This window comes from Actinotalea sp. (assembly GCF_035443605.1).
Lineage (GTDB): Bacteria > Actinomycetota > Actinomycetes > Actinomycetales > Cellulomonadaceae > Actinotalea.
This window is the reverse complement of the sequence record NZ_DAORSQ010000064.1, coordinates 1-15,366: the sequence shown is the minus strand read 5'-3', so window position 1 is coordinate 15,366 and position 15,366 is coordinate 1. Positions and strand designations below refer to the sequence as shown.

Annotated in this window: 15 protein-coding genes and 1 pseudogene; 3 read left to right on the top strand and 13 right to left on the bottom strand. The window is 74.4% G+C overall.

Annotated features, from left to right (window positions below):
• Positions 1 to 97: 97 nt before the first annotated feature.
• The 8 genes from PKY62_RS08570 to PKY62_RS08535 form a co-directional block, all read right to left on the bottom strand.
• A complete protein-coding gene (locus tag PKY62_RS08570) occupies positions 98 to 436 on the bottom strand; it encodes a metal-sulfur cluster assembly factor (RefSeq protein WP_324536290.1) in 339 nt (112 codons plus the stop codon).
• On the bottom strand, positions 433 to 948 hold the full coding sequence (gene sufU / locus PKY62_RS08565) for a Fe-S cluster assembly sulfur transfer protein SufU (RefSeq protein WP_324536289.1): 516 nt from the start codon (positions 946 to 948) through the stop codon (positions 433 to 435). Before sufU ends, PKY62_RS08570 begins: the two co-directional genes overlap by 4 nt.
• On the bottom strand, positions 945 to 2,324 hold the full coding sequence (locus tag PKY62_RS08560; protein WP_324536288.1) for a SufS family cysteine desulfurase: 1,380 nt from the start codon (positions 2,322 to 2,324) through the stop codon (positions 945 to 947). Before PKY62_RS08560 ends, sufU begins: the two co-directional genes overlap by 4 nt.
• 46 nt (positions 2,325 to 2,370) lie before the next feature.
• On the bottom strand, positions 2,371 to 3,129 hold the full coding sequence (gene sufC / locus PKY62_RS08555) for a Fe-S cluster assembly ATPase SufC (RefSeq protein ID WP_324536287.1): 759 nt from the start codon (positions 3,127 to 3,129) through the stop codon (positions 2,371 to 2,373).
• Between the two features lie 9 nt (positions 3,130 to 3,138).
• Positions 3,139 to 3,477: a non-heme iron oxygenase ferredoxin subunit gene (locus PKY62_RS08550; protein WP_324536286.1), complete on the bottom strand. Its 339-nt coding sequence runs from the start codon at positions 3,475 to 3,477 to the stop codon at positions 3,139 to 3,141.
• The gene (sufD, locus tag PKY62_RS08545; RefSeq protein WP_324536291.1) at positions 3,474 to 4,718 is read right to left on the bottom strand and encodes a Fe-S cluster assembly protein SufD; all 1,245 of its coding nucleotides are present in this window, start codon (positions 4,716 to 4,718) and stop codon (positions 3,474 to 3,476) included. The genes PKY62_RS08550 and sufD overlap by 4 nt, the downstream gene beginning before the upstream one ends.
• 62 nt (positions 4,719 to 4,780) lie before the next feature.
• On the bottom strand, positions 4,781 to 6,226 hold the full coding sequence (gene sufB, locus PKY62_RS08540; protein WP_324536285.1) for a Fe-S cluster assembly protein SufB: 1,446 nt from the start codon (positions 6,224 to 6,226) through the stop codon (positions 4,781 to 4,783).
• Positions 6,223 to 6,942 (bottom strand): helix-turn-helix transcriptional regulator, encoded by a 720-nt coding sequence (locus PKY62_RS08535; protein ID WP_324536284.1) that lies wholly within the window; start codon positions 6,940 to 6,942, stop codon positions 6,223 to 6,225. Before PKY62_RS08535 ends, sufB begins: the two co-directional genes overlap by 4 nt.
• 138 nt (positions 6,943 to 7,080) lie before the next feature.
• Here PKY62_RS08535 and PKY62_RS08530 point away from each other — a divergent pair, with 138 nt between their 5' ends.
• From PKY62_RS08530 to PKY62_RS08520, 3 genes are read left to right on the top strand one after another with little or no spacing between them, the layout of a single operon-like run.
• Positions 7,081 to 8,067, top strand: a complete 987-nt coding sequence (locus PKY62_RS08530; RefSeq protein WP_324536283.1) for an ABC transporter ATP-binding protein — start codon at positions 7,081 to 7,083, stop codon at positions 8,065 to 8,067.
• The gene (locus tag PKY62_RS08525) at positions 8,064 to 8,861 is read left to right on the top strand and encodes an ABC transporter permease (RefSeq protein WP_324536282.1); all 798 of its coding nucleotides are present in this window, start codon (positions 8,064 to 8,066) and stop codon (positions 8,859 to 8,861) included. The genes PKY62_RS08530 and PKY62_RS08525 overlap by 4 nt, the downstream gene beginning before the upstream one ends.
• 41 nt (positions 8,862 to 8,902) lie before the next feature.
• Positions 8,903 to 9,889 carry a COX15/CtaA family protein gene (locus tag PKY62_RS08520; protein WP_324536281.1) on the top strand — a complete coding sequence of 329 codons (987 nt, stop codon included), beginning with the start codon at positions 8,903 to 8,905 and terminating at the stop codon, positions 9,887 to 9,889.
• A gap of 9 nt (positions 9,890 to 9,898) precedes the next feature.
• Here PKY62_RS08520 and PKY62_RS08515 read toward each other — a convergent pair whose 3' ends face one another.
• From PKY62_RS08515 to PKY62_RS08495, 5 genes and pseudogenes are all read right to left on the bottom strand, one after another.
• Complete coding sequence (locus PKY62_RS08515) at positions 9,899 to 10,894, bottom strand: GGDEF domain-containing protein (protein ID WP_324536280.1); 996 nt, start codon at positions 10,892 to 10,894, stop codon at positions 9,899 to 9,901.
• Positions 10,895 to 10,959: 65 nt separating this feature from the next.
• Complete coding sequence (locus PKY62_RS08510) at positions 10,960 to 11,565, bottom strand: NUDIX domain-containing protein (protein ID WP_324536279.1); 606 nt, start codon at positions 11,563 to 11,565, stop codon at positions 10,960 to 10,962.
• Entirely contained in the window at positions 11,562 to 13,229 is a 1,668-nt protein-coding gene (gene pyrG, locus PKY62_RS08505; protein ID WP_324536278.1) for a CTP synthase, read from the bottom strand. Before pyrG ends, PKY62_RS08510 begins: the two co-directional genes overlap by 4 nt.
• An 11-nt stretch (positions 13,230 to 13,240) precedes the next feature.
• The gene (gene murJ, locus PKY62_RS08500) at positions 13,241 to 14,890 is read right to left on the bottom strand and encodes a murein biosynthesis integral membrane protein MurJ (protein WP_324536277.1); all 1,650 of its coding nucleotides are present in this window, start codon (positions 14,888 to 14,890) and stop codon (positions 13,241 to 13,243) included.
• A pseudogene (locus tag PKY62_RS08495) lies at positions 14,887 to 15,366 on the bottom strand (hypothetical protein); the annotation flags it as partial. The pseudogene PKY62_RS08495 and the gene murJ, both read right to left, overlap by 4 nt.

The following is a 15,366-nucleotide window of genomic DNA, read 5'->3' as shown; positions in this document are numbered from 1 at the left end:
AAGGCCGTCGGAGGCGCGGCCAAGGCCGCAGCCGCGGCAGCCGCGGGACGGTACCGAGGCCACCGCCGAGCGCGGGACAGCCGACGCGGGGTCGGTGTCAGATGTTGAAGCCCAGGGCGCGGAGCTGCTCGCGCCCGTCGGGGGTGATCTTCTCGGGGCCCCACGGCGGCATCCAGACCCAGTTGATCCGGAAGCCGTCGATGAGGCCGTGCAGCACGGCACCGGCCTGGTCCTCGATGACGTCGGTCAGCGGGCAGGCAGCCGAGGTCAGCGTCATGTCGATGACGGCGTGGTTGTTGCCGTCGAGCGCGACGCCGTAGATGAGTCCGAGGTCGACGACGTTGATCCCGAGCTCGGGGTCGATGACGTCGCGCAGGGCCTCCTCGACGTCGGCCGCTGTGGTCGGGCTGGGCGTGGCCCCGGGGGCGCTGGTCATCGGTCCTCCTGGTCGGGCGCGACGTCGCCGGGGGCGACGTCCGGGTCGGGGGTGCCTGCCTGGGCGAGCGCGTCGCGCAGCGCCGCCCAGCCGAGCAGGGCGCACTTGATGCGCGCCGGGTACTGGGACACGCCGGTGAAGGCCGTGGCGTCGCCGAGCGCGTCCTCGGCGTCCTCGTCCAGGCCCTTGCCGCGCGAGTGCATGAGCTCGCGGAAGGTCTCGCCGAGCCCCTCGGCCGTGGCCATCGGGACACCCTCGACGAGGTCGGCCATCACGGAGAGCGACGCCTGGGAGATGGAGCATCCCTGGCCCTCCCACGAGACGCGTTCGACGACCGGCCCCGCGGCGCCGGCGAGGTCGGGCGCGAGGTGCACGCGCAGCCGCACCTCGTCCCCGCACGTGGGGTTGACCTGGAACGACTCCCCGGACCCGCCGGCACGGAGACCCTTGCCGTGCGGACTCTTGGCGTGCTCGAGGATGAGCTGCTGGTAGAGCTGGTCCATCGAGCTCATCGGGCTCCCCCGTCGGTCGCGCTCCCGGCGGGCTCCGCGTCACCGAGGCCGAAGTACGGCCGCACGCCGGCCAGGGCGCGGGCGAACACCGCGACGTCGTCGGCCGTCGTGTAGACCGCAGCCGAGGCGCGCGCGCTGGCCGCGACGCCGAACCGCCGGTGCAGCGGCTGGGCGCAGTGGTGCCCCACCCGCACGGCCACACCGGCGTCGTCGAGCACCTGGCCGACGTCGTGCGCGTGCACGCCGTCCACCACGAACGAGACGGCGGCGAGCCGGTCGGCCGGCGTCGTGGGTCCGAGCACGCGCACACCGGGGACCGACGCGACGGCGTCGAGCAGCAGCGCGGTCATCGCGGCCTCGTGGGCGGCCACGGCGGCCATGCCCAGGTCACCGAGGTACCGCGCCGCAGCGCCGAGGCCGACCACCTGCGAGACCATCTGGGTGCCGGCCTCGAACCGCTGGGGCGGAGCGGCGTAGGTGGCGTTCTCCATGGTGACGACCTCGACCATCGAGCCGCCGGTGGAGACGGGGGGCATCGCCTCGAGCACCTCGCGCCGCCCGTAGAGCGCACCGACGCCCGTGGGGCCGAGCATCTTGTGCCCGGAGAACGCGGCGAGGTCGACGCCGAGCGCGTTCAGGTCCACGGGCAGGTGGGGCACGCTCTGGCACGCGTCGAGCACCGTCAGAGCGCCCACCTCGCGCGCCCGGGCCACGAACGCGCCGACGTCGGTCACCGCACCGGTGACGTTCGACGCGTGCGTGAAGGCCAGCACCCGGGTGCGGTCGGTGACGACCGTCGCGAGCTCGTCCGTGCGCAGCCGGCCGTCGTCGTCCACGCCGATCCAGCGCAGCGTGGCGCCCGTGCGCGCGCAGAGCTCCTGCCACGGCACGAGGTTCGCGTGGTGCTCGGCCTGCGTGACGACGATCTCGTCGCCCGGTCCGAGCACGAACCGCCGTGCCGCGGCTCCACCGCGTCCCGCCGTCGCGTTGGACAGGGCGTAGGTGACGAGGTTGAGGGCCGCCGTCGCGTTGGAGGTCCAGACGATCTCGTCCGGCGCCGCGCCGACGAATCCTGCCACCTCGACCCTGGCCTGCTCGTAGGCCTCGGTGGCCTCCTCCGCGAGCGCGTGCGCGCCGCGGTGGACGGCGGCGTTGCGCTGCGTGGAGAAGTCCTGCTCCGCGTCGAGCACGACGTCGGGCCGCTGGGACGTCGCAGCGGAGTCGAGGTAGACCAGCGGCTTGCCGCGCACCGTCCGGGCCAGGAGCGGGAAGTCCGCCCGGACCGCCGCCAGCTCGGCCGGCGACAGCCCGGCCGGCGGGCGGTCGGCCGCCGCGGGCGCGCCGGAGCCGTCCGGCGGTGCGGCGGTGGTGGTCATCGGTCTCCTCGGCGGGTCGGTGGCTGGTCGCGCTGGCCGGACGGGCTCAGACGCTCGTGCGGACGAACCGGTCGTAGCCCTCGGCCTCGAGCTGGTCGGCGAGCTCCGGGCCGCCCTCCTCGGCGATCCGGCCGTCGACGAACACGTGCACGAAGTCCGGCTTGATGTACCGCAGGATCCGCGTGTAGTGCGTGATGAGCAGCACGCCCACCTCGCCGGACGCCGCGACGCGGTTGACGCCCTCGGACACGATCCGCAGCGCGTCGACATCCAGGCCGGAGTCCGTCTCGTCGAGGATCGCGATCTTCGGCTTGAGCAGCTCCATCTGGAGGATCTCGTGGCGCTTCTTCTCCCCGCCGGAGAACCCCTCGTTGACGTTGCGCTCGGCGAAGACCGGGTCGATCCGCAGCTGCTCCATGGCGGTACGGACCTCCTTGACCCAGTGCCGCAGCGGTGGCGCCTGCCCGTCGATCGCGGTCTTGGCCGTGCGCAGGAAGTTCGACACGCTGACGCCGGGCACCTCGACCGGGTACTGCATGGCCAGGAACATCCCGGCGCGCGCGCGCTCGTCGACCGTCATCGCCAGCACGTCCTGGCCGTCCAGCAGCACCGTGCCGCTGGTGATCTGGTACTTGGGGTGGCCGGCGAGCGAGTAGGCGAGGGTCGACTTGCCCGAGCCGTTGGGGCCCATGATGGCGTGCGTCTGACCGGCGGCGACCGTGAGGTCGACGCCGCGCAGGATGGCCTTGGGGCCCTCCTTCGTCTCGACGCTGACGTGCAGGTCGCGGATCTCCAGGGTGGACATGGGGGCTCCTCAGGCGTTCGTGGTGGCGTCGACGTCGACGAGCACGCGCTCGCCGTCGAGGGTGACGGGGTAGACGGGGACCGGGCGGGTCGCGGGCAGCGCCAGGGGGGCGCCGGTGCGCAGGTCGAAGCTCGACCCGTGCAGCCAGCACTCGATGGTGGAGCCCTCGACGTCGCCGTCGGACAGGGACACCTGCCCGTGCGAGCAGATGTCGGAGATGGCGTGCACGGTGCCGTCTGCGGCGCGCACGACGGCCACCTCGACCGGGCCGGCATCGCCCGCGAGCTCGACCCGCAGGGCCGTACCGGGGGCGAGGTCGGCGATGCGACAGGCCTCGAGCGCGCTCACCGGGCCGCGCCGGTCTCGATCTCGCCCATGGAGCGCGCGAGCTCGGCCTCGATCGCGCCGAGCAGCCGCTCCTCGATCGCCGGGACGCCGATCTTCGCGATGAGCTCGGCGAAGAAGCCGCGCACCACCAGGCGCCGGGCATCGGCCTCGGGGATGCCGCGCGCCTGGAGGTAGAACAGCTGCTCGTCGTCGAACCGGCCGGTCGCGCTGGCGTGCCCGGCACCCTCGATGAGGCCGGTCTCGATCTCGAGGTTCGGCACCGAGTCGGCGCGCGCGCCGTCCGAGAGCACGAGGTTGCGGTTGAGCTCGTAGGTGTCGGTGCCCTCGGCGTTGGCCCGGATGAGCACGTCACCCACCCAGACCGTGTGCGCGCCGTTGCCCTGCAGGGCGCCCTTGTACGTCACGCGCGAGCGGCAGGACGGCACGGCGTGGTCGATGAAGAGCCGGTGCTCCTGGTGCTGGCCGGCGTCGGCGAAGTACAGGCCGAGCGCGTCGATCTGGCCGCCCTCGCCGGTGAACTCCGCGTCCGGCGTGACCCGGACGACGTCGCCGCCGAGCGTGACGACGATGTGCTTGACGGTCGCGTCGCGGCCCAGCCGCAGGCGGTGCGCCGTGGTGTGGACGGAACCCGCCGCCCAGTCGTGGATCGAGACGACCGTGAGGTGCGCGCCGGCCTCGGCGACGATCTCGACGGTCTCGGTGAGCAGCGCGGCGCCGACGTGGTCGACGATGACGACGGCCTCGCTCAGCTCGAGCGCGTGCACCAGGAGGTGGGTCGCGGTGGGCGCGAGCTCGCCCAGCGCGGTCCCCTCGACCCGCACGCTCGTCGCGGCCGAGGCCACGGCCTGGGCCTTGACGGTCACGACGGTGGCCTCGGGGAACGACGTCCACGCGGACGCGGCGGTGCGGTCGCCCGGCCGGCCGGCGGTGCCGAGCCGGGCGTCGTCGCGGCCGACGATCTCGACCTGCACCTCGGGCGGGTTGACCACCGTGGTCTGGACACCCGAGCCGGTCAGGCCGGTGCCCTCGGCGTCGAACAAGGGCACGATGCGGGCGACGGGCGCGAACCGCCACTCCTCCTCGCGGCCGGTGGGCACAGGGAAGTCCGCGAGGTCGAAGGACGTCGGCCGCGCCGCGCGCGAGGCCTGCGGCACGCCGCCGCGCCCGTGCGTGTGCGGGGCGTCGGCGACGGCCCGGCTGTGGTCGGTGCTCAGGCCGAGCTGGTCGGTGGACTGGGACATCGCGGTGGTCGGTGCCTCTCCGGTTGCGGTGGTCTCGAGCGTGCTGGGGGTGGCGGACGTCATCAGCCGACGGACCCTTCCATCTGCAGCTCGATGAGGCGGTTGAGCTCCAGGGCGTACTCCATGGGCAGCTCGCGGGCGATCGGCTCGACGAACCCGCGCACGATCATCGCCATCGCCTCGGACTCGGGCATGCCGCGCGACATGAGGTAGAACAGCTGCTCCTCGCTGACCCGCGAGACCGTCGCCTCGTGCCCCATGGACACGTCGTCCTCGCGGACGTCGACGTACGGATAGGTGTCCGAGCGCGAGATCTGGTCGACGAGCAGCGCGTCGCACAGCACGTTCGACGACGAGTGCTCGGCGCCCTCGAGCACCTGGACCAGGCCGCGGTACGACGTGCGCCCGCCGCCGCGCGCCACGGACTTCGAGATGATCGAGGACGACGTGTGCGGTGCGGCGTGCACCATCTTCGCCCCGGCGTCCTGGTGCTGGCCCGCGCCGGCGAACGCGATGGACAGCGTCTCGCCCGAGGCGTGCTCGCCCATGAGGTAGATCGCGGGGTACTTCATCGTCACCTTGGAGCCGATGTTGCCGTCGACCCACTCCATCGTCGCGCCCTGCGCGGCCGTGGCCCGCTTGGTGACGAGGTTGTAGACGTTGTTGGACCAGTTCTGGATGGTCGTGTAGCGCACCCGGGCGTTCTTCTTGACGATGATCTCCACGACGGCGGAGTGCAGCGAGTCGCTCGAGTAGATGGGCGCCGTGCAGCCCTCGACGTAGTGCACGTACGAGCCCTCGTCGGCGATGATGAGCGTCCGCTCGAACTGGCCCATGTTCTCGGTGTTGATCCGGAAGTAGGCCTGCAGCGGGATGTCCACGTGCACACCCGGCGGGACGTAGACGAACGAGCCGCCGGACCACACCGCGGTGTTGAGCGCCGAGAACTTGTTGTCGCCGGGCGGGATGACGGTGCCGAAGTACTCCAGGAACACGTCCGGGTGCTCGCGCAGAGCGGTGTCCGTGTCGAGGAAGAGCACGCCCTGCTGCTCGAGGTCCTCACGGATCTGGTGGTAGACGACCTCGGACTCGTACTGGGCCGCGACGCCGGAGACGAGGCGCTGCTTCTCCGCCTCGGGGATGCCGAGCCGGTCGTAGGTGCGCTTGATGTCGTCGGGCAGGTCCTCCCAGCTGGTGGCCTGCTTCTCGGTCGACCGCACGAAGTACTTGATGTTGTCGAAGTCGATCCCCGACAGGTCGGCGCCCCAGCCGGGCATGGGCTTCTTCTCGAACAGGCGCAGCGACTTCAGGCGCAGGTCGAGCATCCACTGCGGCTCGTCCTTGAGCGCGGAGATGTTGCGGACCACGCTCTCGTCGAGGCCTCGCCGGGCGGACTGCCCGGCGGCGTCGGAGTCGTGCCAGCCGTACCCGTACGACCCGATCGAGTCGATGATCTCCGCGTCGGAGGTCGGGGCGGGGGTCGTCGTGGACTGCGCGGGTGCGCTCATCGTCGTGCCTCCATCGCCGCGTCGGGGCGGCTGTCGGGTCGGGCGGGGAGACCGGCGGCGACGAGGCCGACCGGGACGTGCGTGGTGCAGACGTGCCCGCCGGAGGCGAGCGTGGACAGGCGCTGGACGTGCACGCCCAGCACCCGGGCGAACATCTGGGTCTCTGCCTCGCACAGCTCGGGGAACTGCGCCGCGACGTCCTGCACGGGGCAGTGCCCCTGGCAGAGCTGGACGGCACGCCCGGCGGGCACGGGCCGGGCCGACGCGGCGTAGCCGTCCGCCGCGAGGGCCGCGGCCAGCGCCGTGACGCGCGCGGCGACGTCGTCGCCGACGTCAGCCATCGCCGGGTCGAGGCGGGCCTCGAGGTCGGCGACGCGGCGTTCGGCGAAGGCGTGCACGGCCGGCTCGCCGCCGGACTCGGCGACGAAGCGGAGCACCTCGGCGGCGAGGTCGGCGTACGCGCCGACCATCTCCTGCTGACCGCGCTCGGTGGCGACGTAGCGGCGTGCCGGGCGCCCGCGCCCCGCCGGCCCGGGCTGACCGGTCGCGTGCACGACGATCTGCCCGCTGTCCTCCAGCGCGGCGACGTGGCGCCGGACGCCCGCCGTGGTCAGCGCGAGGTCACGGGCGAGCTCGACGACGGAGACCGGGCCGGCCTCGGCGACCAGGCGCAGGATCCGCTCGCGCGTGGGGCCCTCGGTCGGGTCGTCAGCCATGGTCACCTCCGTTCGGCTCGGTCGTGCGGCGTCGCCACCTCGCGGCGCAACGATATTGGCAACATCGTCGTTGCTGAAATCCTTCCTGGCAACGAAGGCTCACCTCACCTGGCGCACGGGCGGGCCTAGACTCCCTGCGTGCCTCCCTCCCCCGCACCGGCCGTCCTCGTGACCGGCCTGGTCAAGAGCTACGGCGCGACCCCGGCGGTGCGCGGCCTGGACCTGGCCGCCCCGGCCGGTGCGCTCACCGCGGTGCTCGGCCCCAACGGCGCCGGCAAGACGACCACCGTGGAGTGCTGCGAGGGCCTGCGCCGGCCCGACGCCGGCAGCGTGCGCGTGCTCGGCCTCGACCCGGTCGCCGACGCCAGGGCCCTGCGTCCGCGCGTCGGGGTGATGCTCCAGGACGGCGGTCTGCCGAGCACCGTGCCCGCCGGTGAGGTCCTCACGCACGTGTCCCGGATGTACGTCGCCCCGCGCGACGTCGCGGCGCTCGCGGCCCGGCTGGGGATCGACGCCTTCGCACGGACCACGGTGCGCCGGCTGTCCGGGGGGCAGCGGCGCCGCCTCGCGCTCGCCACCGCCGTCGTGGGCCGTCCCGAGGTGCTGCTGCTCGACGAGCCGACGGCCGGCCTCGACCCCCAGGCCCGGCTCGCCGTCTGGGACCTCGTCGCCGAGCTGCGTGGCGAGGGCACCACCGTGCTGCTCACCACGCATCAGATCGCCGAGGCCCAGACCCTCGCCGACCACGTCGTCGTCGTGGACCACGGGCGGGCGCTCGTCGCCGGGACGCCGGCAGAGCTGGTCGGGGACGACGGCGTCGTGCGGCTGAGCGTGCGCGGCGCCGTGCCCGACGTCGCGGCGCGCGGGCTCGCGGCCGCGCTGGCCGACGGCGGCTTCACCGCACCGGCGGCCGCGGGCGAGCGCGCGGCCGCCTCCGCGGGCGTGATCGCGGTGACGGTCACCACGGCCGGTGAGCTCGAGGTCCGGGCCCCGGCCGACCCCGCCCTGCTGCACGCGGTGACGGGCTGGGCCCGGGACGCCGGTCTGCTGGTCACGGCGATGGATGCGGGTCGGCGGACGCTGGAGGACGTGGTGCTCGACCTCACCGGGCGGGAGCTGCGATGAGCCCCACCACGCCGTCGTCCGCGTCCGCACCGCGCCCGACGCCCGACGCCCCGCGCGCAGCCGCGCCGGCGGCCCGCCGGATCGGTGCGCAGGTGCTGCTCGAGACGCGGACCGTGCTGCGCAACGGCGAGCAGCTGCTCATCACCCTCGTGCTGCCGGTCCTGCTGCTCGTGGTGCTCACACGCACGGACCTCGTCGACGTCGGCCCCGGGGACCGCATGGCGCTCGTCGCCCCCGGCATCCTCGCGCTCGCCGTGATGTCGACGGCCTTCACGTCCCAGGCGATCACCACGGGGTTCGACCGGCGCAACGGCGTGCTGCGCCTGCTGGCGACCACGCCCCTGGGGCGCGGCGGGCTGGTGGCGGGCAAGGTCGGGGCCGTCCTGGTCCTCCAGGCCGGCCAGGTGACCGTGCTCTCCGCCGTCGCCGTGACCCTCGGCTGGCGCCCGGAGCCCGCCGGGATCCCGGCGGCTGTGCTCGCCCTGCTGCTGGGCACGGCGGCGTTCACCAGCCTCGCGCTGCTCCTCGCGGGCGTGCTGCGCGCCGAGGCCGTGCTGGCCGTGGCCAACCTCCTGTGGGTGCTCCTGCTCGTCGGCGGCGGCGTCGTGCTCCCCGCGGACCAGCTGCCAGGGCCGCTCGCGGCCCTGGCAGCGTGGCAGCCCGCCGGAGCCCTGGGCGGGGCCCTGCGGGCGGCCCTCACGGACGGTGCGGCACCTGCCGTCGCCCTGCTCGTCCTGACCGGCTGGGCCGCCCTGCTCGGGGCGGCCGCGACCCGCTGGTTCCGCTGGGACTGAGCGGGGCGACCGCGGCATCGTCGCGCGGCTACGGTGGTCCGGTGAGCAGCCTGACCCAGCCCCCCGCCGCGCCCTCCTCCCCCCCAGCCTCCCCCGCCGCCGCACCCGCCGCCCGCCGGTGGCCGTCGCGACGGCTGACCCGGCGGGTGCTGCTGGCCAACCTCGTGGCGCAGGTGGTCATCGTCGTCACCGGTGGTGCCGTCCGCCTGACCGGGTCCGGCCTCGGGTGCTCGACGTGGCCGCAGTGCGAGCCCGGCGAGTTCACCCCCGTGCTCCACGAGGCGACCACCTGGCACCCGATCATCGAGTTCGCCAACCGCACCCTGACCGGCGTGCTCGTGGTCCTCGCCGTGGCGGCGGCACTCGTGGTGCTGCGCGGCCCGCGCCGCCCGCTCGGGGTGCGGCTGCTGGCCCTGGCCCCGCTGCTCGGCGTCGTCGTCCAGGCGGTCGTCGGCGGGATGGCGGTGCTCGTCGAGCTGCACCCCGCCGTCGTCGGCAGCCACTTCCTCATCTCGATGGCGCTCGTCGCCGTCTCGACGGCACTGGTGCTGCGCGAGGCGCAGCCCGACGGCCCGGCGCTGACCGTCGTGGACCCCGGCGCCCGCAGGCTGTCCCTGCTGCTCGTGCCGCTAGCGGCGATCGTCCTCGCCCTCGGTGTCGTGGTCACCGGCGCCGGGCCGCACTCGGGCGACGACGACGCGGCCTACCGCTTCGCGCTGGACCCGGCGGCGATCTCCAAGGTGCACGCGCTCTCCGTCTGGACGTACGTCGCCGTCGTCGTCGCCGTGCTCGTCCTGCTCCGCCGGGCCGTCGCCGCGGGCGCGCCGTCCGGCCCCGCCAGGGCGACCCTCGTGCTGCTCGTCGTGACGCTGGCCCAGGGTCTCATCGGGTACGTGCAGTACCTCACGGACCTGCCGGCCGTCCTCGTCGCGGCGCACATGCTCGGCGCCTGCCTCCTCGTGGTGGCCCAGACCGCACAGCTCTCCGCCCAGCGGGAGCGGGCGATCGCGGAGCGGGCGGTCGCCTGAGCCGACGGCTCAGGCCCCGCCCGCGTCCATCCGGGTGCGCTTGACCTCGTACATCCCGGCATCGGCCCGGCGCAGCAGGTGGTCGAGGGTGTCCTCCGGGCCGGCCAGTGCGAGGCCGGCGGAGAAGGCGATGGGGCTGACCTCACCCAGCGTCTCGACGAGCACACGGGCCCCGGCCAGGTCGGTGTCCGGCAGCAGCAGGACGAACTCGTCACCCCCGGAGCGGCCGAGCACGTCCTGGCCCCGGAGCCGGCGCCCCCACGCCTCCACGGTCGCGACCAGCAGCTCGTCCCCCGCCGCGTGCCCGTGGGTGTCGTTGACGGCCTTGAACCCGTCCAGGTCGATGAGCACCAGCACGGACTGCGCCCCACGGCGTCGGGCGCTGCTCAACGCCGAGTGGGCCGTGGCGTCGAACGCCGTGCGGGTCAGCACCCCCGTGAGCGCGTCGACCGTCGCGTACCAGCGCAGCAGCTGCATGACGTGGCCCAGCACGGCGCCGGCGCCGACGACGCCACCGACGGTCGAGAACCACACGATGAACCGGAAGCCCGTCGCGGACAGGGCCGACCCGACGAGCGAGCCGACCAGCACGGCGACCAGCACGCCGACGAGCAGGCGACGCTCGAAGGCGTAGGCCGCGTAGAGCACGGCGTAGGTGTAGGCCATCGAGGTGAGCACGAGGCCGGCCGTCGAGGTCGCCCCGGCGAGCACGACGCTGTTGACGACGATCGACCCCACGACGAGCCACCAGAGCACCCCGGTGTGGCGACGCAACGTCACGGCGGGGATGGCCAGCACGAGCAGCGCCGCGGCGGCGACCTGCAGCATCACCGCACGCGGCACATCGAGCTGGCCGACGGCGGGAGGCAGCTGCTCGAGCGGCGCCACGGGACCCCTGGCCATGAGGATGCACACGAGCGCGCCGAGCATCAGGACCAGCGCGAGCACCCAGCCCCGGGTCTCCTGCCGCAGGGCAGCGCCGCGCGTCAGGGACCGGGGGATCACGCGCTCGATCCTAGGTGGGCATCGCGGCGCGCACCGGGCGGGAGGCCCCCACGACCGGGTGAATGTCAGGCGTCGACGTCAGCCCGGGGCAGGCCCGTCCAGCCGCGCGTCCTGGCCGCCGCGGCGGCCAGGACCCCGATGACGGCCGAGGGGTTGCGCACGCGCCCGTCGAGCACCGCGGTGACCGCGTCGTCCAGGGGCACCCGCTCGGCGACCATCCCGTGCTCCTCGTGGGTGCGCACGTGCCGGTCCCCCTGCGGGACGTCGGTCAGGTCGCGGGCCAGGTACACACGGACCACCTCGTCGCTGCCCCCGGGGCTGGCCAGGTAGTCGACGAGGTGCCACCACGAGCCCGCCACGAGGTCGGCCTCCTCGGCGAGCTCGCGGGCGGCGGCGGCGACGTGGGGCTCACCGGGCACGTCGAGGAGCCCGGCCGGGAGCTCCCACAGCTCCGCCCCGACGGGGTGCCGGTACTGCCGCACGAGCAGCACGCGCTCCGCCTCGTCGAGCGCGAGCACCGCGACGGCGCCCGGGTGGCGCACGTACTCGCGCCGCACCACGCCGGCCTCGCCGAGGTCGACGGTCTCGCGGACGAGGTCCCAGATCATGCCCGCGTGCAGCAGCTCGTGGGAGAGCACGGGCCGCCGACCGGGGACGTCGCGCAGGGTCACCGCTCCTCGCGGCGTGCCAGGGCCGCCTGGACGAGACCCGCGAACAGGGGGTGGGCCCGGGTCGGCCGGGACTGGAACTCCGGGTGCGCCTGGGTGGCGACGTAGTACGGGTGCGCCTCGCGGGGCAGCTCGACGAACTCGACGAGCGACCGGTCAGGGGAGACCCCGGAGACGATCAGCCCCGCCTCCTCGAGCTGTGCGCGGTAGGCGTTGTTGACCTCGTAGCGGTGCCGGTGGCGCTCGCTGACGCGCTCCGCGCCGTACGCCGTGGCCACCACGGAGCCGGGGACCAGGACGGCGTCGTAGGAGCCGAGCCGCATGGTGCCGCCCATGTCGCCGTCCCCGCCCACGATCGCCAGCTGCTCGGCCATCGTGGCGATGACCGGGTGCTCGGTGGCCGGGTCGAACTCGGACGACGACGCGTCCGTCAGGCCGAGGACCGTGCGCGCGTACTCGATGACCATGACCTGCAGGCCGAGGCAGATGCCCAGGGTCGGCACCCGGTGGGTGCGGGCCCACGTCAGGGCGCCGACCTTGCCCTCGATCCCGCGCACGCCGAAGCCACCCGGCACGAGCACCGCGTCGACCCCGGCCAGCTCGCGCTCGGCGCCCTCCGGCGTGGCGCAGGCGTCGGACGCCACCCAGCGGATGTCGACGGCGGCGTCGTTGGCGAACCCGCCGGCCCGCAGTGCCTCGGTGACCGACAGGTACGCGTCCGGCAGGTCGACGTACTTCCCGACGAGCGCGATCTCGACCCGCGTGCGCGGCTGGTGCACCGCGTGCGTCACCTTCTCCCACGCCGCCCAGTCGACGTCCCGGAAGGGCAGGTCGAGGCGGCGCACGACGTAGGCGTCGAGGCCCTCGGCGTGCAGCACGCGCGGGATGTCGTAGATGCTCGGCGCGTCGGCCGCCGTCACCACGGCCTCCTGGTCGACGTCGGTGAAGAGCGCGATCTTGCGCTTGACCGACTCCGGCACCTCGCGGTCGCAGCGCAGCACGAGGGCGTCCGGCTGGATGCCGATCGAGCGCAGCGCCGCGACCGAGTGCTGGGTGGGCTTGGTCTTCAGCTCGCCGCTGGGCCCGATGTACGGGACGAGCGAGACGTGCAGGAAGAAGACGTTGTCCCGGCCGAGGTCGTGGCGCACCTGGCGGGCCGACTCGAGGAACGGCTGGGACTCGATGTCGCCCACCGTGCCGCCGATCTCGGTGATGATGACGTCGACCTCCGGCCCGGCCTGGGCACGCATCCGCCGCTTGATCTCGTCGGTGATGTGCGGGATCACCTGGACGGTGTCGCCCAGGTACTCCCCCCGACGCTCCTTGGCGATGACCGTGGAGTAGATCTGCCCGGTGGTGACGTTGGCCTCGGCGGTGAGCGGGACGTCGAGGAACCGCTCGTAGTGGCCGATGTCCAGGTCCGTCTCGGCGCCGTCGGCGGTGACGAACACCTCGCCGTGCTGGAACGGGTTCATCGTCCCGGGGTCGACGTTGAGGTAGGGGTCCAGCTTCTGCATGGTGACCCGCAGACCGCGTGACCGCAGCAGCCGACCGAGGCTCGAGGCCGTGAGGCCCTTGCCGAGCGAGGAGGCGACGCCCCCCGTGACGAAGATGTGCCGGGTCGTGTTGTTCGACCGCCCGGCCAGTCGATGCGCGCGTTCTGCCACGGGCTTCGACTCTACCGGACGGACGGGCCCGCTCCGGCGGGTGGCGGGGTGTCGCGGCCCCGCAACGTCGCCAGGACGGTCCGGTCACCGACAACGGCGCCCGCGAGGACCACCGCTCCTGCCACCGCGGCACCCGCCATGCCGGCCAGCAGCGCGCGCCACAGACCCGCGGTGCCGGCCGGGCCGAGGACCACGTCGGCCAGCCAGCGGCCGGCCCCCGCGCCGGCGCCGGCGCCGGCGACAAGCACGCCGACGGTGCGCGGCACACCGCGCGCCGCGTCGCCGCCCGCAGCCCGGACGACGGCGACGACGAGCCCGACTCCGGCCACCGTCATGCCCAGCGAGCCCGCGGCACCCAGGCCCTGCAGGGTCGCGACCTGGTCCCGCCCGCCGCCCGTCAGTGCCGGGACGATGACGAGCGCCGTGCCCGCCACGACGAGCCAGCCGGCGGCCGTCGCCACGACGGCCGACCGACCGCGGTGCAGCGCGTAGAGGGCGCGGGACAGGTGCAGGATGAGCGCGAAGCCCAGGAGGCCGGGGGCCATCGCCGTCAGGGCCGTCGCCATCCCCCGCACGCTGCCGTCGGCGATCGGGGCGAAGACCTGCTCCACCGCCGGTGCCACGGCGGCCAGCGCCGCGGCACCTACGGCGGAGACCAGGAGCACGGCCCTGGTGGTCCGCGCCGTGAGCCCGGCGAACTCCGCGCCCTCGCTGCGCGCGGCGTGCTCCGCGAGGCGCGGCAGGCTGGCCGTGGCCAGGGGGTAGGCGAGGACGGCGTAGGGCAGGAAGTAGACCGCCTGGGTGTAGAGCAGCACCGAGAAGGTGCCGTCCTGCCCGTAACGGTTGGCCAGCGCCAGGCCGACCACCACGCTCACCTGCTGCGCCACGAGCGCGCCGAGCCCGGCGATGGCCAGGGCCCTGGCCTGCACGGCGACGCCCGGGGGGAAGGTCACGGTGGGGCGCAGCCGGACCCCGGTCCGCAGCACCGGACCGACAAGGGACAGGCTCATCACCGCGACGCCGGCCGTGGTGCCCCAGCCCAGCAGGAGGATCGCGCCGTCGGCGATCGAGGCGGGGTCGTCCTTGCCCGACGTGACCATCTGGCCGAAGACCAGGAAGACCGTGATGACGACGACGCTGTTGAGCAGCGGCGCGAGCGCCGCCGCGAGGAAGCGGCGCTGGGCCTGCAGCACGCCGCTGAGGACCACCCCGAGCCCGTAGAGCGGCAGCTGGAGCGCGAAGGTGCTCAGCAGCACCCCGGCGACGTCGAGCTGGCCGTCGGTCCCGCTCGACAGGAACAGGCCCACCAGGGGGCGAGCGAACAACGCCACGGCCAGCGCGAGCGGCACCAGGACCACCATCGCCCAGCCGAGCAGGGCGGACGCCGTCCGGTCGACCTCCGCCCGCATCGACCGCGCGAGCGGAGCGGCGACGAGCGGGACGACGGCCCCGGCAAGGGCGCCACCGGCCGCCACCTCGAAGAGGACGTTGGGCAGCGTGTTCGCGGACGTGTAGGCGTCGCCCAGCGCGTTGGGCCCCACCTCGCTGGCCATGACGAACCACCGCAGGAACCCCATCAGCCGGCTGGCCACGTTGACCAGCGCGATCATCGCCGCCGCCCCGGCGAGCCCCGCGGCCAGCGGGCGGGCCCGCGCGCTCACCCCCGCCGGCCCCAGGCGTCGAGCTCGCGCAGACCCGGGGTCCTGGCGATCACCTCGGTGAAGCTCACCTTCTCGCTCGCGACGGTCAGCGCAACCGCGCCGGCGAGCAGCGCCCAGCGCACGGGACGTGGGCAGCCCACGACGGCCGCCGTGCCGAGCAGGGCGCCCAGCGCGTTGGCGCCGCCGTCGCCGAGCATGTCCCGCTCGGCGAGGTCGCCCGGCAGCGCGGCCGCCGCCGCGCCGAGGCTCGCCGCCGCGGCCGGCGCACCGGCGGTGAGCAGCGTCGGCACCGCGAGGATCGCGCCGGCCTTGAGGGCACGGCCCGGCCGCAGGTCGAGCAGGTTGACGAGGTTGGCCGTGGCCGCGACGAGCGCACCGGAGGCCACGACGTCCGCCGCGTGGGCGGCCCGACCGGCGCCCGGTGCGCGCGGCAGCGCGACCGCGGCGGCGGCGAGCGACGCGGCGGCGATGCCGAG

Bases quoted from the DNA above. Each gene is read 5' to 3' on its own strand.
- PKY62_RS08570 (WP_324536290.1), bottom strand. From the start codon at position 436: ATGACCAGCGCCCCCGGGGCCACGCCCAGCCCGACCACAGCGGCCGAC.
- sufU (WP_324536289.1), bottom strand. From the start codon at position 948: ATGAGCTCGATGGACCAGCTCTACCAGCAGCTCATCCTCGAGCACGCC.
- PKY62_RS08560 (WP_324536288.1), bottom strand. From the start codon at position 2,324: ATGACCACCACCGCCGCACCGCCGGACGGCTCCGGCGCGCCCGCGGCG.
- sufC (WP_324536287.1), bottom strand. From the start codon at position 3,129: ATGTCCACCCTGGAGATCCGCGACCTGCACGTCAGCGTCGAGACGAAG.
- sufD (WP_324536291.1), bottom strand. From the start codon at position 4,718: ATGTCCCAGTCCACCGACCAGCTCGGCCTGAGCACCGACCACAGCCGG.
- sufB (WP_324536285.1), bottom strand. From the start codon at position 6,226: ATGAGCGCACCCGCGCAGTCCACGACGACCCCCGCCCCGACCTCCGAC.
- PKY62_RS08535 (WP_324536284.1), bottom strand. From the start codon at position 6,942: ATGGCTGACGACCCGACCGAGGGCCCCACGCGCGAGCGGATCCTGCGC.
- PKY62_RS08525 (WP_324536282.1), top strand. From the start codon at position 8,064: ATGAGCCCCACCACGCCGTCGTCCGCGTCCGCACCGCGCCCGACGCCC.